Genomic DNA, 23,561 nt, shown 5'->3' with positions numbered 1-23,561 from the left:
GGCCGGTCTCAGAACGGCAGGCCCGGGATGCCGCTGCCACCGCCGCCCAGGCCCTGGGCCAGCGGGCCCAGCTTCTGCTGCTGGAGATTCTGCGCGTTCTCGTTCGCCGCCTGGACCGCCGCGATGATCAGGTCCGCGAGGGTCTCGGTGTCGTCCGGGTCCACCGCCTTGGGGTCGATCTTCAGGGCCCGCAGCTCGCCGGCGCCGGTGACGGTCGCCTTGACCAGGCCACCGCCCGCCTGACCGTCCACCTCGGTCTGTGCGAGTTCCTCCTGCGCGCGTGCCAGGTCCTGCTGCATCTTCTGCGCCTGCTGCAGCAGCTGCTGCATGTTCGGCTGGCCACCACCGGGGATCACGATTCAGCTCCTTGGTCCGTACGGTCTTCGGGCGGTCTTCCCGCTCGGCACGAGCCTACGTGCTCCGCGCAGGCATCGCCCCGGCACTCTTTCGAGTGGTTTGATCGCGAGGCCTATACCTGATCAAGGGCCTCTTCCGGGCGGAAAAGCCGTCAAAGCTCCTCCTTCGCCACCCATTGGGCGGTAGGAAGGGTCCGGCACATCAGCATCAGGCGTCACGCAGGGTGACCGATCAGTTAGGGAGCACCGGGTGGGTCAGCCGGAGATGCAGCCCGAGGGTCCGCCTCAGGACGGGTGGGGCGAGGGCGCGGCCGGGCTGCGGCCGGGCGATCTGACCGGGCGGGCCTTTCCGCTCGGGGACTGGGGTGAGCCCGCCGAGCGGCTGCACGAGCTGTACCGGTGGGTGGAGCGCGGGGCGCTGGAGACGGCGTCCTGGTACCTCGCGGACCGGGTGTGGAAGCGGCGGGGCGCGCGGGCACTGCGGGCCGGGGCGGCCACGGGCGCGGTCACGGCCGCCGCGCTGCCGCTGCTCGACCTGACCGGCGCGCTCGCCGGAGCCGCCCCCTGGGGCTATCTCGCGCTGCTGCTCGCGGTGGCCTGCGTGGCCGCGGACCGGTTCTTCGGGCTGACGTCCGGCTGGATAAGGGACGTGGCGACCGCGCAGGCGGTGCAGCGCCGACTGCAGGTACTCCAGTTCGAGTGGGCGACCGAGAGCGTGCGGGAGATGCTGGGCCCCGCGGACGGCACGGCGAGCGAGGCGGCGGAGCGGTGCCTGGGGGTGCTGCGGCGGTTCTCGGAGGACGTGACCGAGCTGGTGCGTACGGAGACGGCCGACTGGATGGTGGAGTTCCGCACCGGCACGGCCCCCATGGGCATCCAGTCGGCGGTCGCGGCGACGGCCCGCCCGGACGCCGGCGCCTCCCAGGGCCGCTTCCCCCTGCCCCCGGGCCCCAACGCCCGGCCGAACATGCCCAGGCAGCGACCGCCGGAGCCGCGGTGACCGACGCGGCCGGCGCACGGACACCCGGTGGGGTCACCGCGGGAATCGTCCTGCCGGACAAGGGCGTTGGGCACTGACCGGACGGCCCGGACGCTGTCACAATGACCGCGTGGAGGACGGGCCGAGGGACCGCGCGGCGGGGCTGACGAGCTTCCGTCGCTACACCTGGTGGGCCGTGCCGGGCACCACCGTCGTCCTGCTGGTGCTCACCTACGGCGCCTGGATCCTGGACGGCGACGTGCCACTCTGGGCCCGCGCGCCGGCCGCCCCCGCACTCGTCGTCGAGGTCGCGGCGACCGTCGTCCTGCTCAACGACCTGCTGACCGCGCGGGCCGACCCGCCCGCGCGACCCCGCCGGGGCCGGCTGCTCGCCGCGGGCTGCGCCTCCCTCGTGCTGGCCGCCCTCCCGCTGGCCCGGCACAACTACGGACTGTGGGCGATCGCCCCCGCGGTGACGGTCGCGATCGGCGCGACGTATCTCCCCGCGCCCGCACGGCGGTTGCTCGTGGCCGGCGCCACCTGCGGCGCGCTCGTGCCCGGCGCTGCGGTGAGTCTGGCCGCCGGGGACGGGGAGTCGGTGTACGCGGCGCTGTTCCCGGCGGGGCTGGTCGTGTTCACCGTGTGGATGATGCTCGGGCCGCTGTGGGCCTGGGACGTGGCGGGGCGGCTGGACCGGGCGCGGCGGCTGGAGGCGGAGCTGGCGGTCAAGGACGAGCGGCTGCGGTTCGCCGGGGACCTGCACGACATCCAGGGCCACCACCTCCAGGTGATCGCCCTCAAGGCGGAGTCGGCGTCCCGGCTCACCGGGACGGACCCGGCGCGCGCGTCCGCCGAGATGCAGGAGGTACGGCAGCTGTGCGCGGAGGCGCTGCGGGACACCCGGGCCGTGGTGCAGGGCTACCGGCGTACGACACTGGACGACGAGATCGCCAACGCCACCCGCGTGCTGGCCGCGGCCGGCATCGACGCCCGCACGGACCGGGCGTCCGGCGCCGACGAACTGCCCGCCACCGCAGGCCACTTGCTCGGCCTGGTGATGCGCGAGGCCACCACCAACGTGCTGCGGCACAGCACCGCCCGCCACGCCGAGGTCGACTACCGCGTCACCGAGGGCAGCGCCCGCCTGCGGATCCACAACGACGGAGCCGAGGAGACCACCGCGAGCCCGGACGGCACCGGCCTCACCACCCTGGCCGAACGACTCCGGGCGGCGGAGGGGGAGTTGACGTGGAACCGGGACGGGGACCGCTTCACGGTGACGGCCAGGGTGCCCGTGCAAAGGGACGGACCGGGCTGAATCCGGACCCGGCTCCCAGGCCCCGTGTCACGACTGCGGGTCCGGGAACGCCACCGGGCTGCGCAGGCCCTGCCGGTTCACCGCCCGCACGCCGAAGAACACGTTGTCCTTCGACAGATCCACCTCGTACGTCGTCACGTCACCGGCGCGCAGCACATGCGTCCACTCCGGTGCCGTCGTCTCGCGCCAGACGATCTCGTAGCCGGCGAGGTCCGGCTCGGTGCCCCGACTCCACACCAGCGTCGTGGAGTTGGTGAGTGCGTTGGTGAGGATCTTCGCGCCGCGCGGGGTGCCCGGCGCCTGCGCCAGGGTCCACAGGGCCGCGCCGTTGACCCGGGCCACCCGGCCGACGTAGCCGAAGTCGCAGAACTCGGGCAGGTCGCCGTACTGCTTGCCGGTCTCGTCGACGCGTACGTCCTGGTGCTGGTGGGCGAAGTCCTCGGCCGGTTCGGTAAAGCGGGCGGCCGGGTAGCCGCGCTCCAGGAAGGGGATCTGGTCGCCGCCGCGGAGATAGCGGTCCCGGCGGTGGACGACGCGGACATGCATGCCGGTGGCGTCGTTGTCGGCCACATCCCTGACGAACCGGGCGAGTTGGCGGGTCGCGGAGTCGTTCTCGCCGCCGACCGAGCGGCGCAGCGCGGCCTGTGCCGCCGTCTCCGAGGAGGGCACGCCCTCGGCGAACAGCCGGATCGTGTACGGGTCCCTCGTACCGTCGTCGGCGGTCGGACTGCCCACGATGTCGTTGGTGAACATGCCCTGTACGTCCGTGCCCGCCGCCTTCAACTGCTGGGCCAGATACGTCGATCCGTACAGTCCCTGCTCCTCCCCCGCCACCGCCGCGAACACGATCGTCGCGGCCGGCCGGCGCCGGGCCAGCACCCGGGCCAGCTCCAGGACCACGGCCACCCCGGAGGCGTCGTCGTCCGCGCCGGGCGCGTCGGAGGTGGCGTCCATGACGTCGGTGACACGGGAGTCGTAGTGCCCGGAGACGACGTAGACGCGCTCGGGGGTCACCGAGCCGCGCAGGGTCGCGAGCACGTTGGTGATCTTCGTGGCGGTGGGGATGCGGGAAGCCGGTTGCTGGACGTACGACTGGAGTTCGGCCGTCATCCGGCCGCCGGACGCGGCGGCGTAGGAGCGGAGTTCGGCGAGCAGCCAGTCGCGGGCGGCGCCGATCCCGCGCGCGGGGTCGTCCTGGACGGAGAGGGTGTGGCGGGTGCCGAAGGAGACCAGCTTGCGGACCGTGGCCTCGATGCGGGCCGGGTCGATCTCCCGCAGCAGGGACCGGAGTTCACGGGTCGGGGGCTGTGCGGTGGCCGGCGGGCGGGCGCCGCCCGAGGACGTGGCCTCGGCGCCGGAGGCCGCGCCCAGCGTCACCGCCGCGCTCGCCGCCGTGGCCGTCAGAACCGTTCTCCTGGTGGGGCTGGGACGCATGTGTCCTCCTGTGGCCGCGAATGCCTCCGGCCATCGTCATGGACACGCCAGCATGGGACAAGGGTGCCCGCCGTCCCGGCCCCGGCGGACTCCCGCCGCCGTCCCCCTCCCCTCCCGACCGGCTCGTCACACGTGGCACAGGACACGTTCATGACAGGTTGCGTCGGCGAGGGACCAGGGAAGTGATAGGGCGCCCACGATTGCCGTGAAAGGACGACCAGTGACGTCCACCGCGCCTCCCCCCATACCCCGAGCCGCGGGATCGTTCCCGCTCATCGGCCACGCTCTGAAGATGCGCGACAACCTCGGCTTCATCGACTCACTGCGCGAGACGCGGGAACCACTCGTCGAGATCATCCTGCAACCCGGGACGCGCACCATCGTGGTCCAGGACCCGGCCCTGATCCACCAGATGCTCAAGGCGCTGGGACCCTCCCTCGACAAGGGCAGGCTCTACGACAAGCTGGGCCAGCTGCTGGGCGACAGTGTCGTCACGGCCGTCGGCCGGAACCACGTGCGCAAGCGCCGCCAGCTGCAACCGGCGTTCGCCCACACCGAGATCAGCCGCTACGTCGACCTCATGCGCGCCGAGGTGACGGCCACCGTCGCCCGCTGGGAACCCGGGCGGACCCTCGACGTACGCGAGGCGATGGTCGGACTCAGCCTCGACATGCTGGCCAAGACGGTGTTCGCGGGCAGCCTCGACGACGCCGTCTTCCGCCGGCTGCGCAGCGACCTGTCGGTGGTGCTGAACGACGTCGGTGTGCGCATCATGGTGCCCGACTGGGCCGAGCGCCTGCCGCTGCCCTTCAACCGCCGCTTCGACCGGGCCCGGGACGGCGTACGCGCCACCATCAGCGCCGCCGTCGACGAACTGCAGGCCTCCGGGCACGACACCGGGGACATGCTCTCCATGCTGCTGCGCGCCGTCGACGAGGAGACCGGGGAGCCGCTGACCGGGCATCAGATCTGCTCCGAGATCCTCACCCTGGCCGTGGCGGGCACCGAGACCACCGCGTCGGTGCTGTCGTGGACCCTGTACGAACTCGCCCGCAACCCCGACATCGAGGCCCGGATCCTGGCCGAGCTGGACGAGGTCGTCGGCGACCGGCCGGTCACCTTCGACGACGTGACCCGGCTGCCCTACCTGAACCGGGTGATCACCGAGACCCTGCGGCTGCACCACCCCGGCTGGCTGGTCACCCGCCGCACCACCGAGGAGACCCGGCTCGGCGGGTGGACGCTGCCCGCGGGCACCGAACTGGCCTACTGCCAGCACGCCCTGCACCGCGACCCCGAGCGCTTTCCCGACCCGGACACCTTCGACCCGGACCGGTGGACCGACCCCGCGCAGCAGCAGCCTCCGCCGGGCGCGTTCCTGCCCTTCGGGGACGGCAAGCACAAGTGCATGGGGGACCGGCTCGCCCTCACCGAGATGGTCACGGCGCTCTCGACGATGCTGCGTTCGGTACGGCTGGAACTCTCCGAGGGCCAGGTCATCCGCCAGGTCGCCCGGCTGACCGTGAGGCCGCGCAGCCTGCGGATGACCATCCGGTCCCGCAACCGTCCCCGGGCCGAGGTCGGCCTCCAGCAGCCCTGACCACGGAGTCGGCCTTCAGCGGTCCCGGCCGTACGGACCGACAGGCACGCGGCGGGGTCAGAAGTGGTTCTCGCCGCCGTCGACGTACACGGTGGTGCCGAGCATGAAGCCGCTGTCCGCGGAGGCGAGAAAGGCCACGGCCGCGGCGACCTCCTCGGGCAGCCCCCGCCGGCCGAGCGGCACTCCCGCCGCGAGGCCGGCCTTGAGGGCGGCCGCGTTCTCCTCGCCGAGGGCGATGTCGACTCCAGGGGTGTCGATCGCGCCCGGCGCGACCGTGTTGACCCGGATGCCCCTGCCCTTCAGCTCGTTGGCCAGGGTCCGCCCGAGCGACCGGACCGCGGCCTTCGACGCCGAGTACAGGCCGAAGTTCTCCCAGCCGTCGTCGGCTCGGATGGAGTCGTTCAGGATGACCGAGGCGCCGTCGTTGAGCAGCGGCAGCGCCTTCTGCACGGTCAGCAGCGTGCCCCGGACGTTGACGCCGAAGATCTGGTCGAACTGTTCCCGGGTGGCCTCGGCCAGGGGCGCGAGCGCGCCCACGCCGGCGTTGGCGAACAGCACGTCCAGGCCCCGGCCCCGGTCGCGAACGGCGTCGTGGAGCCGGTCGAGGTCGGCCGGCTCCGCTATGTCGCCCGGCACCGCGGTGACCGCGGGACCGATCGACTCGACGGCCCTGTCGAGCGCGTCCTTGCGGCGGCCGGTGATGAACACATGGGCACCCTCCGACGCCAGCCGCGCGGCGGTGGCGAGGCCGATCCCGGTGCTGCCGCCGGTGACGACGGCGGTCTTGCCTTCCAACATGCCCATGGGCTGAGCTCCTCACATTTAGATACCGATCGGTGCAGAATCGGACTGTAGCACTTCCGCACCGATCGGTATCAAAGAGGTACGATGGCGCCGTGGAGATCACCCGGAGAGCGCCGGTCGGCCGGCCGAGAGGCTTCGACGCCGACGAGGCCCTGGAGCAGGCCATGCTGGTCTTCTGGGAACGGGGCTACGAGGGCGCCAGCCTTACCGACCTGACCAGCGCCATGGGCATCACCCGCAAGAGCATGTACGCGGCCTTCGGCAACAAGGAGGAGCTGTTCCGCAAGGCTCTGGAGCGCTACACGCAGGGCCCCGCCGCCTATGCGGCCCGCGCGCTGGAGCAGCCGAGCGCCCGGGACGTGGCCACCGCGTTCCTCGCCGGCTCGGTCAGGACGACCACCCGCCCCGGCTGCCCCGCCGGCTGCCTGGGCGTGCAGGGCTCACTGGCCGCGGGCGACTCCGGACGGGCCGCCCAGGAGACCCTGATCGCCTGGCGCGACGACGGCCGTATCCGCCTCCGCGACCGGTTCCGGCGAGCTGTGGACGAGGGCGATCTGCCCGAGGGCACGGACCCGGAGCTGCTCGCCCGCTACCTCATGACGGTGTCGAACGGCATCGCCGTCCAGGCCGCCGGCGGCGCCACCCGTTCCGAACTCCAGCAGGTGGCCGACGCGGCACTGCGCACCTGGCCACCGGTCTGAGAACGGGCGCCCCGGGAAGCGGCGCGGCCCCGGCGTTCGTATCGGACCATGATCCCGGACACGAATATGCCGAGCACCGCGGTGCCCACGGCGACGACGTTCTCTGCGCTCCGCCACTCCACCGGCGTCACCGTACGACGGTGCGAGCGCACGGCGCGTGTGCGGGAGCCGAAGTTCGCCCTACGCTCAACTGCCCCGCAGAAACCGTCACTTCGCAGCTCGCCCAGTCGCACGGCTCGCTCTCGTCCGCGCCTCTCACTGCCTGCTGTACGTGAGTTTCTCCCCGTTGCTGGTGTTGACCCGCTCCAGGCTGCCGTCCGCGAGCAGGGTGATCTCGGTGGGGTCGCCCGGTGCGCAGGCGCCCGACTCGCCGGAGGTCACCGTGGACGGGCCGATCTCCAACGGGCCGTCGGCGGACGGCTGTCGGGTCAGGGCCGCCTCGAAGACGCAGTGGTAGCTGCCGTTGCTGGTGGGGCCGTCGGCCACCAGGGACAGGACCGAGTCGCCGACCTCGCCCTGCCGGATGGTGAGTGTGCGGGTGTTCTCGCCGTCGGCGTTCGTGATCGTCGTCGTCCAGGTGCCCAGGTAGCCGGTCGGGACGGCGCCGTCGGAGGGCGCGGAGGCGGAGGCGCTCGGGGACGTGCTCGCCCGGGACGGGTCCGGGGTGGTCGGTCCGGGCGCGCTGGTGCTCGGGGCGGCGGACGGCTTGCCGTCGGCCTGGTCGTCGCCGCCGTTCATGAGGGCGTAGACCGAGGCGCCCGCGCCCAGCGCGACGACCAGCGCGACCGCGACGAGCGCCGCCGTGGACCGGCCGCTGCGGCGCGGCGACGGCTCGGCCGGCAGGAACGGCGTCGGACCGAACGGCGGGGTCGGCCCACCGGGTCCGTACGGCGGGGTCGGGCCGTAGGGCGGGGTCGGCCCGCCGGGTCCGTACGGCGGGGTGCCGCCGAGGGCGCCCTGCTGCGGGTAGCCGTAGCCCGGGGGGTGCTGCGGATAGCCGTAGGCGCCGGGCTGTTGCGGGTAGCCGTAGGCGCCGGGGTGCTGGGGATCGCCGTGGGCGGCGGGCTGTTGGGGGTGGCCCTGGGCCGGGGTGTGCGGGTGCGGTGGGGGATGGCCGTACCCGGAGCCGGCGGGCGCGGCGGCGGGCGCGCCGAAAGCACCGGCGGGCGGGCCCGCGCCCGGCGCGGGAGTCGGGGGCCGGCCCTCGCCCGGTCCCACGGCCATGGTGGGCAGGTGGTTCAGCGCCGGCCCGTTCCCCGGCTGCCCCGGCGGTGGCGGACCGTCGGGCGAACCACCGGACTGCGAAGCGGAGTTGGCAGCGGAGTCGGCCGCGGGGGCATGCTCGGGCGGAGCTTCGGACCGGCCGGGACCGCGCTCGGGTGAACCCGGGGGGTGTGCGGGCACCTCCGGGGGATGCGCGGCCGAGCCGGACGGGCCCGGCGGGTGCGCGGGCGCCTCCGGCGGGTAGTCACGCGAACCCGGCGAGTCCGCGGGCGAACCCGGCGGATACGCGGGTGCCTTCGGCGGATACCCGGGCGCCTCGGACGGACGATCAGGCGCCCCTGACGGACGATCGGGCGCCGCGCCCTTCTCCGGTACGGCCCCTTCCGGTCCCGTCGGGTTCTCCGCGTCCAGCAACCGCACGGCGTGCCGCCCGAGTTGGGCCACCAGCGCGCTCGGCAGCCACGGGTCGCGGGAGCGGCCGTCGGAGACGGTGTCCTCGGCGCCGGTGCGCTCCAGGATCCGCTCCAGCGAAGGACGGGCGGCCGGGTCCTTCTTCAGACAGTCCCGTACGAGGTCGGCGATGCCCTCGGGCACGCCCGTGAGGTCCGGTTCCTCCTGGGCGATCCGGAACATCAGCGCGTGCACACCGCTGCCCGCGCTGCCGAACGGCAGATGCCCGGTGGCCGCGTACGCCAGCACCGAGCCGAGGCAGAAGACGTCGCACGCGGGCGTGATCCGGTCGCCGCGCACCTGCTCGGGCGCCATGAAGCCGGGCGAGCCGACCAGCGCGCCGGTGCGGGTGAGCCCGGCCTCGGCCACGGTCTCCAGGGCCCGGGCGATCCCGAAGTCGATGACGCGCGGCCCGTCGATGGTCACCAGCACGTTGGACGGCTTCAGGTCCCGGTGGACGATCCCGGCGGCGTGGATGTCCTGGAGCGCGTGCGCGAGCCCGGCGGCCAGGATCCGCACCGACCGCTCGGGCAGCGCCCCGTGGTCGTGCCCGACGACCTGTTCCAGGCTCGGCCCGGCGACGTACCCGGTGGCCACCCACGGCACGGCGGCCTCGGTGTCGGCGTCCAGCACGGGCGCCGTCCAGTACCCGCCGACCTGTCGGGCGGCCTGCACCTCCTGCCGGAACCGCGCCCGGAACTCCTCCTGTTCGGCCAGCTCGCCCCGCACCAGCTTCACCGCGACGGTACGGCCGCGCTCCGAGCGCGCGAGATACACGTGCCCCATCCCGCCGGCCCCCAGCCGAGCGAGCAGTCGATACGCCCCGATCCGCTGTGGATCCCCGGCCCCCAGTTCGTCCATCCGCGCGCCGCCTCCCCCCGAAATACCCCATTACGCCCCTGCGCGACAGATCGAGAATAGTGCGGACGCGGGGGGAGAGGGCGGGAGCGGTGTCTACGGTTCCGTAACAGCGGGCGGTTCAGCGGTGGGTACGGTTCCGTAACAGCGGGCGGTTCCGCGGTGGGTACGGCGGGCGGTTCAGAAGCCGATGGCCTCGCGCAGCAACAGGACGGTCCCGCGTCCGGGTTGGTGTTCCGCGTTGAGGACGAGCAGCCGATTCACCGCGCTCGGCCACCCGTACGCCTCCTTCGTACGGGCGCTCTCCAGCGGGAGGCAGTGGTCCTCGACGCGTCGCAGCGCGGTGTCCAGATCGGGTACGACCTTCTGCGCCCCGACGATCCAGATGGCGCGGGCGGCTCCGCCCGCGTAGCCGGGCAACTGGGTTCCGCTGCCCGAGGCGATCACGAGGGAGCCGGTCTCGGTGACCGCGGCGACACTGCCCACGATGACGTCGGGACTCGCGATCAGGCGCCGGATGTCGTCGGCCTCGGTGGCGCGGTCCATGGCCAACACGCGTGGCCTGATGGCCTCGTAGCGGTCGCCGGCGTTGATGTCCTCGTCGATCCCGGACCGCCGGAGGGTCTCGCTGGCACCGGTGAACACGCGGGCGCCCTCCGGGATCAGGTCCTCGACACGGGTCCGCGCGACGGCGACGTCGTCGAGGATCTCCACGGTGAATCCGTGCGCGGTCAGCGCGGTGGCCGCCCGCTCCAGTCGCCGGGCGGGCGCGGGGTCGGTGAACGATGTGGCGGGCATCTGGGTGGTCATGGTGTCCGGGGCTCCCTGTTCGCTGGGTCTGGGGATCTGGATGACGTGCGTCCGTCTCACAGGTCCGACTCCGCAGCGCCCCGGAATGTGAGGTGCCGGCGTACGGGACGACGTGACGGGTCACCGGTCCCCGCGCGAGGACGCCCGCCGCCATTGACCGCCCCTTTCCCTCCCCCCGTCCGGAAATTGACCCGGACATGGCCTGTTCCTGGTTCCTGGTGCGCGGCCCGCCCAGAAGCATCTACGCGTGTAGTGCCCGCACGGCAGACCCCGTAGCCCCGTTGACTCCGGTCACCACCCATCACCAGGAGCCCTTCCATGCCCGTCAGTCCCATGAACCGCCGGGAGTTCGTGAAGAAGTCGGCCGTCACCGGGGCGGCCGTCGCCGCCACCGGGGCCGTGGCCGCGGCACCCGCCGAGGCGGCCGAGCGCACGCCGCACAAGCCCCACAAGGCGCCGAAGACCTGGTCGTTCTCGATCCTGGGCACCACCGACCTGCACAGCCACGTCTTCGACTGGGACTACTACCTGGACAAGGCCTACTCGGACGCCAAGGGCAACTCCGTCGGGGTCGCCCGGGTCGCGACCCTCGTCAAGCAGCAGCGCGAGGCGAAGGGCGAGGGACACGTGCTGCTCGTCGACGCCGGCGACATCATCCAAGGCACCTCCCTGGCCTACTACTTCGCGAGCGTCGACCCGATCACCGGCACGGCCGGCAAGAAGGGCCCGAAGCACCCGATGGCCACGGCCATGAACCACATGCGCTACGACGCCGCCGCCCTCGGCAACCACGAGTTCAACTACGGCATCGACGTGCTGCGCATGTTCGAGAGCCAGTGCCGCTTCCCGCTGCTGGGCGCCAACGCGCTGGACGCCAAGACCCTGCGGCCCGCGTTCGCGCCGTACACGGTGAAGAGGATCCGGGTCCCCGGCGCCCCGGACATCAAGGTCGGCATCCTCGGCCTCACCAACCCGGGCATCGCGATCTGGGACAAGGACAACGTCAGCGGCAAGATGGTCTTCCCGGGGCTCGTGGAGCAGGCGAAGAAGTACGTGCCCCGGCTGCGCGCCCTCGGCTGTGACGTCGTCTTCCTCACCGACCACTCCGGCCTGGACGGCTCCTCGTCCTACGGCGACCAACTCCCCTACGTCGAGAACGCGTCGAACCTCGTCGCCGAGCAGGTCCCCGGCATCGACGCGATCCTCGTCGGCCACACCCACGTCGAAGTGCCGTCGTACCTCGTGAAGAACGAGAAGACCGGCGAGGACGTCCTGCTCTCCGAGCCGTACTGCTGGGGCTACCGCCTGAGCGTCTTCGACTTCGAGGTCGAGCTGGAGCACGGCCGTTGGAAGGTCACGAAGAAGACCGCGCAGACCCTCAACCCCCACACCGTGGACGAGGACCCGGAGATCAAGAAGCTCCTGGAGGCCGACCACGAGCTGGTGGTGAAGTACGTCAACACGGCCGTCGGCACGTGCACCGAGGACCTCTCGGCGGCGGAGTCGTGCTGGAAGGACGTCCCGATCATGGACTTCATCCACGAGGTCCAGACGCAGACGGTGAAGGCGGGCCTGTCCGCGGCGGACGCGGCCCTCCCGCTGATCTCGGTCGCCGCGCCCTTCTCCCGCACGGCCGACATCCCGGCCGGCAACGTCACCATCAAGGACATCGCCGGCCTCTACATCTACGACAACACCCTGTACGGCAAGAAGCTCACGGGCGCCCAGCTCAAGGACTACCTGGAGTACGCGGCCAAGTACTACTTCCAGGTGCCGGCCGGCACGAAGGTGGACACGGCGACCCTCACGAACGCCAACAGCTTCTGGGACTACATGTACGACACGGCGGCCGGCGTCTCGTACGACATCGACATCGCCCAGGCCGAGGGCTCCCGCATCAAGAACCTGGCCTACGACGGCACGGCCGTCACCGACGACCAGGTCTTCGTCGTCGCCGTCAACAACTACCGCGCCAACGGCGGTTCCGGTTACCCGCACATCGCCGCCGCCGACATCGCGTACAGCTCCACCAACGAGATCCGCCAGCTGATGATCGACTACGTCGTCGGCAAGGGCGAGTTGAACCCGGCGGACTTCGCGGCGACCAACTGGAGGCTGACGCAGGCGGGGACCTCCGTCTTCTAGACGCTTCCCGACCGCTCCCGCGCGGTGAACGCCCCCGCATGCTCCCCCGCCCACCGCGCGAACGTCCGGGCCGGGCGGCCCAGGAGCTTCTCCGCCGTGGGGAGGACCTCCGCGCCGCGGTCGCTGTTCAGGGTGCGGTGCATGATCGCGTCGACGACGTCGGGCGGGAAGCCGTAACGGGACATGCCGGTGCGGGCCACGTCGTCCGGGAGGGGGCGCAGGCGCAGGGTGCGGCCCAGGACCTCGCCGAGGATCCGCAGTTCCTCGGCGGGGGTCAGGGTCTGGGGGCCGCTCAACTCGTAAGTCGCGCCCGTGTGTTCGTCGGTCGTCAGGGCGAGGGCGGCGATCTCCGCCAGGTCGGCCGGGTCGATGCTCGCCGCGGGGCGGTCGGCGAAGGGGGTGGAGACCTCGTCGCCGACGCGGAGTTGGCCCACCCACTGCAGGGCGTTGGACATGAAGCGGCCGGGGCGCAGGAGGGTCCAGGCGAAGTCCCCTGCGGTCACCGCCGCCTCCGCCGCCGCGTGCCAGCGGGCGATCACGTCGGACCCGGCGCCGCCGTCCAGCACCGACAGCTTCACCACCCGCCGTACGCCCGCCCGGGCCGCGGCCTCGGCGAGCGCCCGGTCGTGCGTCGGGCCTTCATCCGCGCCGACGACCTGCGCCGACATTAGGAAGGCCCCGGTCACGCCCGCGAACGCCGTCTCCAGGCTCGCCGGGTCCGCCGCGTCGCCGTACACCGCCGTCGCGCCCTCGGGCAGCCGGGCCTCGGCCGGGCGGCGCGTCATCGCCCGTACCGGCTCGCCCGCGGCCGTCAGCCGCCGTACCAGCTCGCTCCCCACATGGCCCGTCGCCCCGGTCACCAGGATCATCGCCGTCTCCTTCGCTCGCCGATCCGCTCGCTGCTTTTCCTCAGCGTGCGCGGAGTCGGCGGGCGAGGGCATCGGACGGTGGGAGGCATCCCTGGGTCTCCCGGCGGAGTACGGACGGGACAGGACCGGCCAATACTTACATTTCAGGCATAGGCTGGGACCGTACGCGTGCGAGCGCCGGCAGAAGAAGGTGAGTGCTATGCGCGTGTTGTTGAAAGCCTCGCTCAACACCGAGAAGACCAACGAGATCATCCGAAGCGGCAAGATGCCCCAGCTGATGCAGGAAGCCCTGGACAACATCAAGCCCGAGGCGGCCTACTTCACCGTCGACGGCGGTGTCCGTACGGCCTTCCTGTTCTTCGACATGCAGGACAGCTCGCAGATGCCCGCGCTCGGTGAGCCCTTCTTCCTCGACATGGACGCCAAGATCGAGTTGACGCCCGTGATGAACGGCGACGATCTGCAGAAGGGCCTGTCCCAACTGCGTTAGCCGTCACCGCTCCGCAGGGGTCGGTCAACTGAAGACGATCATCGACCCCTGCGCCAGACTCCGGGTCGCCGCCGCGTGCAGGCCCAGCCAGACATGGCGTTCCCGGGAGAAGGGGCTGGGGTCGTACGGAGGCGGTACCGCGGGCTCCTCCAACCCCGTGGGCGCCCGCGGCGGTTCGGGCGGCGTCGGCGGGTTGGCGGGGTCGATGCCGATCGACGGGGCGACGAATTCCAGTTCCCGCAGCAGGGCCTGCGCGGAGCCCAGCGGGCCGCCCCCGGCGAGGAGTTCGTCGTTGGAGAGGGGGTGGGGGAAGTCCACGGGGACGTACGCGCCCGCGTGGTCGTAGTGCCAGACCAGGTGCGACTGCTGGGCCGTCGTCTCGAACATCTCCAGCAACTGCTCGTAGTCGCCGCCCAGTTCGTCGACCGGCGTCACCGGCAGCCGGCACAGCTGCAGGAGGTACACCCGGCGCAGGAAGTGCAGCGCGTCGTAGTCGAAGCCCGCCACCGGGGCGACGTCGCCGGACAGGCCGGGCATGTACTGGTACACCGGGACCGGCGGGAGCCCCGCGTCGGCCAGCGCCTTGTTGAACTGCGCGAGTTCCTCGGCGAACGGATTGTCGGGGGTGTGGCACAACACGTCGACGAGTGGGACCAGCCACAGGTCACAGGCCAACTGTCAGCTCCTAGCGTGGGTCCGGTCGTGGGTGGGGCGGTCGCGGGTGGGTCGGTCGTGGGACGGTCGGTCAGGGAAGGGTAATCGGTGCCGGGCTCACCCAGCCCCTTCCTGACTGTTCTTCCCTCTCCACTGGCCGGATCCCCTCCCGGACGCCATCGAGTCAGTCGTCGGCCAGCCGCTCGATGAGCGCGAGCGAGTGCGTGTTGTACGCGGCGACAATCTTGTGGGCCGTGCCGATGTCCAGCAGCGCCAGCGCGTCGACCAGATCGGTGTGGTCGGACCACAGCCGGCCGCGCAGCTCGGTCAGCCGGCGCAGATGCTGCACCACGCACACCCAGGACTGGACCCGCAGCCGGTGCAGGAAGTCCGTCAGATACGGATTGCCGAAGAGGATGCCCAGCTCGCGCCAGAACCGCAGGTCGTAGCCGATCAGCACGGTGACGTCACCGGCGAGCGCGGACCGCTGCGCCTCCTCGCCGCGCCGGCGCACCCCGGCGAGGGCGAGGGCCCGGCGCGGATCCTCGCCGGGCCGCATGAGCTCATGGCCCGCGTGCAGGGCGTGGAACATGCCGTCGGTGACCAGGCTGCGGGCCTCGACGATGCCGCGGTAGTCGGCGAAGGAGTACTCGTGGACGTGGAAGCCACGGTGCTGGTCGGCGTCCAGGAGTCCCTGCGCGGACAGGTCGACCAGCGCCTCGCGCACGGGCGTCGCGGAGACGCCGTACTGCTCGGCGATCTCCTTGACGGTGAACTCCTGACCCGGCTGCAGCCGTCCCGCCAGCACCTCGTCGCGAAGCGCGTCGGCGATCTGCTGTCGCAGTGTGCTGCGGGTGACGGCGCCGCTGCTGCCGGGCATGTGTCGGACGTCTCCTCGTCGCGTCGGGTGGCGTGCTCGTACACATCTCTACGAGCAAGCCACCCTACGCGTTCGGATTCTCCGTGTTGACCCGCGTGACAGCGCACGATCGGAGTCGCCTCCGATGCGTCCGCTGTGACTACTTTGTGTACTCGTCCGCCACGCCGAGCGCCGCGTCCAGCGCCGCGAAGCCCTCCTTCAGCTCGGCCTCGGTCACGTTGCACGGCGGCACGACATGGGTACGGTTCATGTTGATGAACGGCCAGATGCCGTGCTTCTTGGCGGCGGCCCCGAAGGCGGCCATCGGCGCGTTCGCCTCACCGGCCGCGTTGTACGGCACCAGCGGCTCGCGCGTCTCGCGGTCCCTGACCAGCTCCAGCGCCCAGAACATGCCGGTGCCGCGCACCTCGCCGACGCTCGGGTGCCGCTCGGCGAGCGCGCGCAGGGCCGGCTCGACGACCGTCGCACCCAGGGTCCTGGCGTTCTCGACGACCCCCTCCTCCGCCATGACATTGATCGTCGCGACGGCGGCGGCACAGGCCAGCGGGTGCCCGGAGTAGGTCAGACCGCCCGGGTAGGGCCGCTTGGCGAAGGTCTCGGCGATCGCGCCGGAGATGGCGACACCGCCCAGCGGCACATAACCGCTGTTCACGCCCTTGGCGAAGGTCAGCAGGTCGGGGGTGACGTCGAACAGGTCGGCCGCGAACCACTCACCGGTGCGCCCGAACCCGGCCATCACCTCGTCCAGCACGAACACGATTCCGTACGTGTCGCAGATCTCCCGGACCCCGGCGAGATAGCCCGGCGGCGGCACCATGATCCCGGCCGTCCCCGGAATGGTCTCCAGGACGATCGCGGCGACGGTGGCGGGCCCCTCGAAGGCGATCGTCGTCTCCAGGTGCTCAAGGGCCCGCGCGCACTCCTGCTCCTCGGTCTGCGCGTAGAAGCGGGAGCGGTACAGGAAGGGCGCCCAGAAGTGCACGACACCGGCGGCGGCCCCGTCGGAGGCCCAGCGCCGGGGATCACCGGTGAGGTTGATCGCCTGCTGCGTACCACCGTGGTACGAGCGGTACGCCGACAGCACCTTCGGGCGGCCGGTGTGCAGCCGGGCCATCCGCGTCGCGTGCTCGATCGCGTCGGCGCCCCCGTTGGTGAAGAAGATCTTGTCCAGATCCCCCGGCGTCCGCTCGGCGATCAGCCGGGCCGCCTCGGAGCGGGCCTCGATCGCGAAGGCGGGCGCGAACGTGGTCAGGCGTGCGGCCTGTTCCTGGATCGCGGCGACGACCTTCGGGTGCTGGTAGCCGATGTTCGTGTAGACGAGCCCGCTGGTGAAGTCCAGATACCGGGTTCCGTCGTAGTCCCAGAAGTACGAACCCTCCGCGCCGGCCACGGCGAGCGGGTCGATGAGTTCCTGCGCGGACCAGGAGTGGAACACATGCGCACGGTCCGCGGCCTTCACGGCGGCGCCGACCTCGGGATCTGTCTGAGGGGTCATGCGGGTGAGGGTAGGTGTCCGCGATACGGACGCGACATCGGCGTCCTGTCTGCGGTCGCGCCCGCGTCTTCGACAGGTTGTCCAAGACGCGGGCGCGATGTCCCCTCAAGGACTGCCGTCTACAGGAACGAGTTGACCTCGATCGTCTCGGTGCGGCCCGGGCCCACGCCGATCGCCGAGATCGGCGCGCCGGACATCTCCTCCAGCGCCTTCACGTACGACTGCGCGTTCTTGGGGAGGTCGGCGAAGGTCTTGGCCTTCGTGATGTCCTCGCTCCAGCCCGGCAGGTTCTCATAGATCGGCTTCGCGTGGTGGAAGTCGGTCTGGGAGTACGGGAGTTCCTCGACGCGCTTGCCGTCGATCTCGTAGGCCACGCAGACCGGGATCTGCTCCCAGCCGGTGAGGACGTCGAGCTTGGTGAGGAAGAAGTCCGTGAGGCCGTTGACGCGGGTCGCGTACCGCGCGATCACCGCGTCGAACCAGCCGCAGCGCCGGTCGCGGCCGGTGGTGACGCCCCGCTCGCCGCCGATGCGGCGCAGCGCCTCGCCGTCCTCGTCGAACAGCTCGGTCGGGAAGGGACCCGAGCCGACACGGGTCGTGTACGCCTTGAGGATGCCGATGACCCGGCTGATCTTGGTGGGGCCGACACCCGCGCCCGTGCACGCACCGCCCGCGGTGGGGTTGGAGGACGTGACGAAGGGATAGGTCCCGTGGTCGATGTCCAGGAGCGTGCCCTGGCCGCCCTCGAAGAGGACGACCTTGTCGGCCTCCAGGGCCTGGTTGAGCACCAGGACGGTGTCGGCGACGTAGGGCTTGAGCCGGTCGGCGTAGCCCAGCAGTTCCTCGACGACCTGGCCGACCTCGATGGCGCGGCGGTTGAAGACCTTGGTGAGGAGCTGGTTCTTGCCGTCGAGGGCCGCCTCGACCTTCTGGGTGAGGATCGACTCGTCGTAGAGGTCCTGGACCCGGATGCCGACGCGGTTGATCTTGTCCGCGTAGGTCGGGCCGATGCCACGGCCGGTGGTGCCGATCTTCCGCTTCCCGAGGAAGCGTTCCGTCACCTTGTCCACCGTCACGTTGTACGGCGTGATGATGTGGGCGTTTCCGCTGATGAGGAGCTTGGAGGTGTCGACGCCGCGGTCGTTCAGTCCGTTCAGCTCGGAGAACAGGACCGACGGGTCGACGACGACTCCGTTGCCGATGACAGGAGTACATCCGGGCGACAGAATTCCGGAAGGGAGCAGGTGCAGGGCGTACTTCTGATCGCCCACGACTACCGTGTGGCCGGCGTTGTTGCCGCCTTGGTAGCGCACCACGTAGTCGACGGATCCGCCGAGCAGGTCCGTCGCCTTCCCCTTGCCTTCGTCACCCCACTGAGCACCGAGCAGCACAAGTGCGGGCACGCGCGTACACCCCTTCCGGGCGGGGCATGTCCAAGGTCAGGGACGCACGCGTACGGTTCACCGCCGTGTGCGCCGCGACCGTCTTCGGCCGCGCGTTGCCGGACCCGGGTGCCCCGGAATAGACCAAGCCCCTGGCGCAATAGCGCAAGGGGCTCTTGCACAAAGATGCTACCCGAGGAAGCGAGGCAGGACCGAGGTGGCGACTTCCGCGACTTCCGAACAGCTGCTGGTGGTGATCGATCCGGTCGCCCGGCGGACGGACGGGGAGTCGGTACGCATCGCGAAGGACGTGCTCAGCGCGGGTGCCACCACGAAGGTGTGCCTGCCCGAGGGACCGGAGGAATTCGCCCGGGCGCTGGCCCGCCGGGGCGCGCGGCGGCCGGTGGTGATCGGCGACGACCGGGCCCTGATCCGCGCGGTGGCCCTGCTGCACCGGCAGCGGGAGCTGGCCGGATGTGTGCTGTCGCTGGTGCCGGTGGGCGGTGCGCTGACCCTGGCGGGGGCGCTGGGCGTGCCCACGGGGGCGGTGGCGGCGGCCCGGGCGGTGCTGGACGGGGTCGCGCGGCGGATGGATCTGCTGGTCGACGACAGTGACGGCGTGGTGCTCGGTGCGCTGCGGATCCCTCCGGTGTCCTTGCGGGAGGCTCCGCTGGAGGAACCACTGCCGTCGGCGCCGGGTGGCGGGGCCGGGCACGCGTCCTGGCTGCGGACCTGCCAGTCGCTGGTACGGACCCTGGTGCCGGCCCGGCCGGCCCGTGACCCCCTTGCCGTCCTCCCCCGGCCCCGGCCGGCCCGGCTGCGGATCGAGGTCGACGGGGTGACGCTGGTGGATCTCGATCAGCCGGTGGAGGGCATCTCGGTGACTCCGTGCGCGTCGGGTCTGGCGGAGGTGGAGGTGCGGCCGGTCTCGGTGGGTGCGGAGGCGTCTCCGCTGGTGGCTCGGGGGCGGCGGGTGACGGTGTCGGGGGCGGATTTCCGGTACCGGGCGGATGCGGTGGTGGCGGGGCCGGTGCGGACTCGGACGTGGGTGGTTCGGGAGGGGGCTTGGGGGCTTACGTTGCCGGCCTGAGTTTTCTCGCCCCCGCCGCCCCTACCCGTCCCATCCTCCAGGGGCTCTGCCCCTTCAACCCCGTTCCGGGGGCCAGCCCCCGAGCCCCCGCCCCTCAAACGCCGGAGGGGCTGGATTCGAGTCGTCCTTCAGGGCGACCCCCGTCGAACCCAACTCCCTTGCCCTTCCCATCAGTCCCGCCAGTTTTGCCGCCGCCACCTCGTACGTCAGGCCCAGCGGCGGCCTGATGTTGGACAGGCAGTTGCGGTCCGCGTCCGTCGTCACTCCCGGGGTCGGGCGGTACGTCAGGTAGGCGCCCAGGGAGTCCGCCGCTGACATGCCGGGGCGTTCGCCGATCAGGACGATCACCGATTCCGCGCCCATCGTGGACGCGATGTCGTCGCCGAGGGCCACGCGGGACTGTTCGGCCAGGACGACGGGGGCGATCCGCCAGGTCGGGAGGCGGCTCACCGTCTCCCGGACCATCGCCGCCGCGTGCTCGTGGATCGCCCGGCTGGAGAGGCCGTCCGCGATCACGAACACCGCGTCCCAGTCGCCGGTGGGGAGGTGGGCGCGGTCGGTGGGGTGCAACCGGCGGCCCAGGTCGGGGCGTTGGAGGTAGGTGAGGCGGTCGGTGGCCGCGCTGCGCACCCGTACCGTCGGCATCCCGGTCAGTCCCGCGGCGACCAGGTCCGGGTCGAACGGTGAGTGCACCGCGTCCCGGGCGGCGGCGTGCGCGGTCTGCAACTCCAGGCGGTGCCGGGTGGGCAGGGCGGTGCCGGCCCGGCCCAGGCCGATGCGGGCCTGGGTGCGCAGGCGCAGGGATGCCCACAAGTCGCCGGTTTCCAGGGCAGGTTGGTCGGTCACCTGGGCGGTCACCTGATCCGTCACCTGGTCCGTCATTTGGTCGGTCATGCGGCCAGTTCCCGTCCGATCGCCGTCAATGGGTGCGCCCCCGGCGCGGCAGCGATCGCGCCCCGCTCGTCCAGCAGCCCGATCGACGCCAGCCATGCCTCGAACTCCGGTGCCGGGCGCAGTCCCAGCACCTCACGCAGGTACAACGCGTCGTGGTAGGAGGCGGATTGGTAGTTGAGCATGATGTCGTCGCCGCCCGGTGTGCAGATCACGAAGGAGGCGCCGGCCACGCCCAGCATGGTGAGCATCGTGGCGATGTCGTCGTCATCGGCGTCCGCGTGGTTGGTGTAGCAGATGTCCAGGCCCATCGGCAGACCGAGCAACTTGCCGCAGAAGTGGTCCTCCAGGGCGGCACGGAGGATCTGCCGGCCGTCGTACAGGTACTCCGGGCCGATGAAGCCCACCACCGTGTTCACCAGCAGCGGGTCGTAGCGGCGGGCCACCGCGTACGCCCTCGCCTCCACCGTCTGCTGGTCCACCCCGTGGTGCGCGTCGGCGGACAGCGCGCTGCCCTGGCCGGTCTCGAAGTACATGACGTTGTCGCCGACCGTGCCCCGGCCCAGCGCCCGCGCCGCCTCGTACGCCTCGTCGAGCAGGCCGAGGGTGACACCGAAGGACGCGTTCGCCGCCTGCGTACCGGCGATGGACTGGAAGACGAGATCGACGGGCGCTCCGCGTTCCATCAGGTCCACGCTCGTCGTGACGTGGCACAGGACGCAGGACTGGGTCGGGATCGCGTACCGGCTGATCACGCCGTCCAGCAGCTCCAGCAGGTCGCGTACCGCCTTCGGGCTGTCCGTCGCCGGGTTGATGCCGATGACCGCGTCGCCCGAGCCAAGGAGGAGGCCGTCGAGGAGGGCCGCGGCCACGCCGGCCGGGTCGTCGGTGGGGTGGTTGGGCTGCAGGCGGGTGGCGAGACGGCCCGGGAGGCCGATCGTGGAGCGGAAAGCCGTCACCACCCGCACCTTCCGCGCGACCGCGACCAGGTCCGCGTTGCCCATCAGCTTCGACACCGCCGCGACCATCTCCGGCGTGAGACCGGGCGAGACGGCGGCCAGCGCCGCCGCGTCCGCCGCCTCCGACAGCAGCCACTCCCGCAGCTCCCCGACCGTCAGCCCGGCCACCGGCGCGAAGGCGACCGTGTCGTGCGTGTCGAGGATAAGTCGGGTGACGTCGTCGGTCTCGTACGGGATCAGCGGCTCGGTCAGGAAGGTCGCGAGCGGCACCTCGGCCAACGCCCAGCGGGCGGCGACCCGTTCGCGGGCGCTGTCGGCGGCGAGCCCGGCGAGACGGTCGCCGGAGCGCTCGGGGCTCGCGGCGGCGAGGAGGCGGGCGAGCGTGTCGAAACGGTGGCGCTCGCCGCCGAGGGTGGAGGTGTAGGCGCTCATGCGGTGACCGTACGAGCCGCGTGTTGCGGCCAGATTTCTAAAGGTCTGGTTGACAAGTATTTAACGTCCCGACACCCTTGGGCGACTCATTAGGGCGACAGAGTTCCGGTCCGGCGCACCAGCGGACGACCAGGAGAGGGGCCACCCCGATGGCAGTGGACGAGGGAGTCGCCCCGGCGACGAAACCGGGCGAGGAAGGGGCCGTTCACCGGCTCAAGCCGAACGCGATCGGCCTGCTGGGCGTGGTCTTCATGGCGGTCGCGACCGCCGCGCCGATCACCGCGATGACGGGCAATGTCCCCTTCATGGTGTCGTCCGGCAACGGCGTAGGCGCCCCGGCGAGCTACCTCGTCGCAATGGTCGTCCTGGCAATCTTTTCGGTCGGCTTCACGTCGATGGCGAAGCACATCACGTCGACGGGCGCGTTCTACGGCTTCATCTCCTACGGCCTCGGCCGCACAGTGGGCCTCGCGTCCGGGCTCCTCGCCACCTTCGCGTACGTCGTGTTCGAGCCGGCGCTGATCGGCATCTTCTCGACCTTCGCCACCGGAACCCTCAAGGACCAGACGGGACTTGACATCCCCTGGTGGGCCTTCGCGATCCTGATGCTGGCGATCAACGCGACGGGCACGTGGTTCGGCGTATCGGTCGCGGAGAAACTGCTGGTCGTCCTGCTGGCGACCGAGGTGACGGTCCTCGCGGCGATGGCGATCTCGGTCGCCCTGCACGGCGGCGGCCCGAACGGCTTCAGCCTCGACCCGGTCAACCCGGTGAACGCCTTCAAGGGCACCTCCGCCGGCCTCGGCCTCTTCTTCGCCTTCTGGTCGTGGGTCGGCTTCGAGTCGACGGCGATGTACGGCGAGGAGTCCCGCAACCCGAAGAAGATCATCCCCAGGGCGACGATGATCTCCGTCCTGGGCGTCGGCGTCTTCTACGTCTTCGTCTCCTGGATGGCCATCTCGGGCACGGGCGAGTCGAAGGCCGTACAGGTCGCCACCGCGAACCCCCTCGGCCTCTTCTTCAACCCCACGGAACGCTATGTGGGCCACTGGGCGGTCGACGTCATGCAGTGGCTGATGATCACCGGCTCGCTCGCCTGCGGCATGGCCTTCCACAACTGCGCCAGCCGCTACATGTACGCGCTGGGCCGCGAGGGCGTCCTCCCCTCCCTCAAGAACACCATCGGCCGCACCCACGCCCGCCACGGCTCCCCGCACATAGCGGGCCTGGTGCAGACGGTGGTGAGCGCCGTCCTCATCGGGGCGTTCTGGGTGGCGGGCAAGGACCCGTACAACGCGCTCTACGTCCTCCTGGCCATCCTCGGCACGATGGCGATCCTCGTGGTGCAGGCCGTGTGCTCGTTCGCCGTCCTGGCCTACTTCCGCAAGAACCACCCCGAGAGCCGGCACTGGTTCAAGACCTTCACGGCTCCCCTCGTGGGCGGCATCGCGATGCTCGCGGTGGTCGTCCTGCTGGTCTCCAACATGGGTGTGGCCGCGGGCGCGGAATCCGGCTCCCTGGTCCTGAAGGCCACCCCCTGGCTGGTAGCCCTGGTCGCGGCAACGGGCATCGGCTACGCCCAGTACCTGAAGCGCCGGGCCCCCGAGCGGTACGCGCTGCTGGGCCGCACGGTGCTGGAGGAGACGAAGGAGCGGTAGGGGTGGGGGTGGGGGGTCCGGTGACCGGTGGAGGGGGCCGGTCATCGGTGCGGGCCGCCGTGCGGGGGGCCGGTGGCCGGTG

At 71.5% G+C, this 23,561-nt stretch carries 20 protein-coding genes; 8 read left to right on the top strand and 12 right to left on the bottom strand.

Annotated features, from left to right (window positions below):
• Positions 1-8: 8 nt before the first annotated feature.
• Positions 9-356, bottom strand: coding sequence for a YbaB/EbfC family nucleoid-associated protein (locus ACIQI8_RS30900; RefSeq protein ID WP_402357362.1), 348 nt, complete (start codon positions 354-356; stop codon positions 9-11).
• 250 nt (positions 357-606) lie between these two features.
• On the opposite strand from ACIQI8_RS30900, the gene ACIQI8_RS30895 reads away from it, so the two are divergent.
• Positions 607-1,356, top strand: a complete 750-nt coding sequence (locus ACIQI8_RS30895) for an SLATT domain-containing protein (RefSeq protein WP_402357359.1) — start codon at positions 607-609, stop codon at positions 1,354-1,356.
• Between the two features lie 109 nt (positions 1,357-1,465).
• Positions 1,466-2,653 (top strand): histidine kinase, encoded by a 1,188-nt coding sequence (locus ACIQI8_RS30890; RefSeq protein ID WP_402357356.1) that lies wholly within the window; start codon positions 1,466-1,468, stop codon positions 2,651-2,653.
• Between the two features lie 27 nt (positions 2,654-2,680).
• On the opposite strand, the gene ACIQI8_RS30885 is transcribed toward ACIQI8_RS30890, so the two are convergent.
• Complete coding sequence (locus ACIQI8_RS30885) at positions 2,681-4,087, bottom strand: M20/M25/M40 family metallo-hydrolase (protein WP_402357353.1); 1,407 nt, start codon at positions 4,085-4,087, stop codon at positions 2,681-2,683.
• Between the two features lie 205 nt (positions 4,088-4,292).
• On the opposite strand from ACIQI8_RS30885, the gene ACIQI8_RS30880 reads away from it, so the two are divergent.
• A complete protein-coding gene (locus ACIQI8_RS30880; protein WP_402357350.1) occupies positions 4,293-5,687 on the top strand; it encodes a cytochrome P450 in 1,395 nt (464 codons plus the stop codon).
• 57 nt (positions 5,688-5,744) lie between these two features.
• Here ACIQI8_RS30880 and ACIQI8_RS30875 read toward each other — a convergent pair whose 3' ends face one another.
• Positions 5,745-6,491, bottom strand: a complete 747-nt coding sequence (locus ACIQI8_RS30875) for an SDR family oxidoreductase (RefSeq protein ID WP_402357348.1) — start codon at positions 6,489-6,491, stop codon at positions 5,745-5,747.
• Positions 6,492-6,583: 92 nt separating this feature from the next.
• On the opposite strand from ACIQI8_RS30875, the gene ACIQI8_RS30870 reads away from it, so the two are divergent.
• Positions 6,584-7,192: a TetR/AcrR family transcriptional regulator gene (locus tag ACIQI8_RS30870; RefSeq protein ID WP_402357345.1), complete on the top strand. Its 609-nt coding sequence runs from the start codon at positions 6,584-6,586 to the stop codon at positions 7,190-7,192.
• A gap of 255 nt (positions 7,193-7,447) precedes the next feature.
• Here the strand turns inward: ACIQI8_RS30870 and ACIQI8_RS30865 are convergent, their stop codons facing one another.
• Positions 7,448-9,727 (bottom strand): protein kinase, encoded by a 2,280-nt coding sequence (locus ACIQI8_RS30865; protein WP_402357342.1) that lies wholly within the window; start codon positions 9,725-9,727, stop codon positions 7,448-7,450.
• Positions 9,728-9,904: 177 nt separating this feature from the next.
• Positions 9,905-10,534 (bottom strand): LUD domain-containing protein, encoded by a 630-nt coding sequence (locus ACIQI8_RS30860; protein ID WP_402357339.1) that lies wholly within the window; start codon positions 10,532-10,534, stop codon positions 9,905-9,907.
• A 318-nt stretch (positions 10,535-10,852) separates the two neighbouring features.
• Here ACIQI8_RS30860 and ACIQI8_RS30855 point away from each other — a divergent pair, with 318 nt between their 5' ends.
• Positions 10,853-12,679: a bifunctional metallophosphatase/5'-nucleotidase gene (locus tag ACIQI8_RS30855; protein WP_402357336.1), complete on the top strand. Its 1,827-nt coding sequence runs from the start codon at positions 10,853-10,855 to the stop codon at positions 12,677-12,679.
• Here the strand turns inward: ACIQI8_RS30855 and ACIQI8_RS30850 are convergent.
• Complete coding sequence (locus ACIQI8_RS30850) at positions 12,676-13,548, bottom strand: NAD(P)H-binding protein (protein WP_402357333.1); 873 nt, start codon at positions 13,546-13,548, stop codon at positions 12,676-12,678. The genes ACIQI8_RS30855 and ACIQI8_RS30850 overlap by 4 nt on opposite strands.
• A gap of 199 nt (positions 13,549-13,747) precedes the next feature.
• On the opposite strand from ACIQI8_RS30850, the gene ACIQI8_RS30845 reads away from it, so the two are divergent.
• Positions 13,748-14,038, top strand: coding sequence for a hypothetical protein (locus ACIQI8_RS30845; RefSeq protein ID WP_402357330.1), 291 nt, complete (start codon positions 13,748-13,750; stop codon positions 14,036-14,038).
• A gap of 24 nt (positions 14,039-14,062) precedes the next feature.
• Here the strand turns inward: ACIQI8_RS30845 and ACIQI8_RS30840 are convergent, their stop codons facing one another.
• The 4 genes from ACIQI8_RS30840 to ACIQI8_RS30825 form a co-directional block, all read right to left on the bottom strand.
• Entirely contained in the window at positions 14,063-14,713 is a 651-nt protein-coding gene (locus ACIQI8_RS30840; RefSeq protein ID WP_402357327.1) for a hypothetical protein, read from the bottom strand.
• A gap of 163 nt (positions 14,714-14,876) precedes the next feature.
• Positions 14,877-15,572 carry a GntR family transcriptional regulator gene (locus ACIQI8_RS30835; RefSeq protein ID WP_402357324.1) on the bottom strand — a complete coding sequence of 232 codons (696 nt, stop codon included), beginning with the start codon at positions 15,570-15,572 and terminating at the stop codon, positions 14,877-14,879.
• A 139-nt stretch (positions 15,573-15,711) separates the two neighbouring features.
• A complete protein-coding gene (locus ACIQI8_RS30830) occupies positions 15,712-17,067 on the bottom strand; it encodes an aspartate aminotransferase family protein (protein WP_402357321.1) in 1,356 nt (451 codons plus the stop codon).
• A gap of 119 nt (positions 17,068-17,186) precedes the next feature.
• Positions 17,187-18,470: an adenylosuccinate synthase gene (locus ACIQI8_RS30825; RefSeq protein WP_402357318.1), complete on the bottom strand. Its 1,284-nt coding sequence runs from the start codon at positions 18,468-18,470 to the stop codon at positions 17,187-17,189.
• Positions 18,471-18,666: 196 nt separating this feature from the next.
• Here ACIQI8_RS30825 and ACIQI8_RS30820 point away from each other — a divergent pair, with 196 nt between their 5' ends.
• Entirely contained in the window at positions 18,667-19,539 is an 873-nt protein-coding gene (locus ACIQI8_RS30820; RefSeq protein ID WP_402357315.1) for a diacylglycerol kinase, read from the top strand.
• Positions 19,540-19,593: 54 nt separating this feature from the next.
• On the opposite strand, the gene eutC is transcribed toward ACIQI8_RS30820, so the two are convergent.
• Together eutC and ACIQI8_RS30810 are read right to left on the bottom strand one after the other, a co-directional pair.
• On the bottom strand, positions 19,594-20,421 hold the full coding sequence (eutC, locus tag ACIQI8_RS30815; protein WP_402357958.1) for an ethanolamine ammonia-lyase subunit EutC: 828 nt from the start codon (positions 20,419-20,421) through the stop codon (positions 19,594-19,596).
• 8 nt (positions 20,422-20,429) lie between these two features.
• Positions 20,430-21,821: an ethanolamine ammonia-lyase subunit EutB gene (locus ACIQI8_RS30810; RefSeq protein WP_402357312.1), complete on the bottom strand. Its 1,392-nt coding sequence runs from the start codon at positions 21,819-21,821 to the stop codon at positions 20,430-20,432.
• A gap of 149 nt (positions 21,822-21,970) precedes the next feature.
• Here ACIQI8_RS30810 and ACIQI8_RS30805 point away from each other — a divergent pair, with 149 nt between their 5' ends.
• Positions 21,971-23,479 carry an APC family permease gene (locus tag ACIQI8_RS30805; protein ID WP_402357309.1) on the top strand — a complete coding sequence of 503 codons (1,509 nt, stop codon included), beginning with the start codon at positions 21,971-21,973 and terminating at the stop codon, positions 23,477-23,479.
• Positions 23,480-23,561: the final 82 nt, after the last annotated feature.

The sequence above is a fragment of the Streptomyces sp. NPDC092369 genome (assembly GCF_044755245.1).
Lineage (GTDB): Bacteria > Actinomycetota > Actinomycetes > Streptomycetales > Streptomycetaceae > Streptomyces.
This window is presented reverse-complemented; position numbering and strand designations above follow the sequence as displayed.

Coding starts and splice junctions, on each gene's coding strand:
- ACIQI8_RS30855 (WP_402357336.1), top strand. CDS start 10,853: ATGCCCGTCAGTCCCATGAACCGCCGGGAGTTCGTGAAGAAGTCGGCC.
- eutC (WP_402357958.1), bottom strand. CDS start 20,421: ATGACGGACCAGGTGACGGATCAGGTGACCGCCCAGGTGACCGACCAA.
- ACIQI8_RS30845 (WP_402357330.1), top strand. CDS start 13,748: ATGCGCGTGTTGTTGAAAGCCTCGCTCAACACCGAGAAGACCAACGAG.
- ACIQI8_RS30875 (WP_402357348.1), bottom strand. CDS start 6,491: ATGGGCATGTTGGAAGGCAAGACCGCCGTCGTCACCGGCGGCAGCACC.
- ACIQI8_RS30830 (WP_402357321.1), bottom strand. CDS start 17,067: ATGACCCCTCAGACAGATCCCGAGGTCGGCGCCGCCGTGAAGGCCGCG.
- ACIQI8_RS30850 (WP_402357333.1), bottom strand. CDS start 13,548: ATGATCCTGGTGACCGGGGCGACGGGCCATGTGGGGAGCGAGCTGGTA.
- ACIQI8_RS30885 (WP_402357353.1), bottom strand. CDS start 4,087: ATGCGTCCCAGCCCCACCAGGAGAACGGTTCTGACGGCCACGGCGGCG.
- ACIQI8_RS30860 (WP_402357339.1), bottom strand. CDS start 10,534: ATGACCACCCAGATGCCCGCCACATCGTTCACCGACCCCGCGCCCGCC.
- ACIQI8_RS30865 (WP_402357342.1), bottom strand. CDS start 9,727: ATGGACGAACTGGGGGCCGGGGATCCACAGCGGATCGGGGCGTATCGA.
- ACIQI8_RS30835 (WP_402357324.1), bottom strand. CDS start 15,572: ATGCCCGGCAGCAGCGGCGCCGTCACCCGCAGCACACTGCGACAGCAG.
- ACIQI8_RS30810 (WP_402357312.1), bottom strand. CDS start 21,821: ATGAGCGCCTACACCTCCACCCTCGGCGGCGAGCGCCACCGTTTCGAC.
- ACIQI8_RS30805 (WP_402357309.1), top strand. CDS start 21,971: ATGGCAGTGGACGAGGGAGTCGCCCCGGCGACGAAACCGGGCGAGGAA.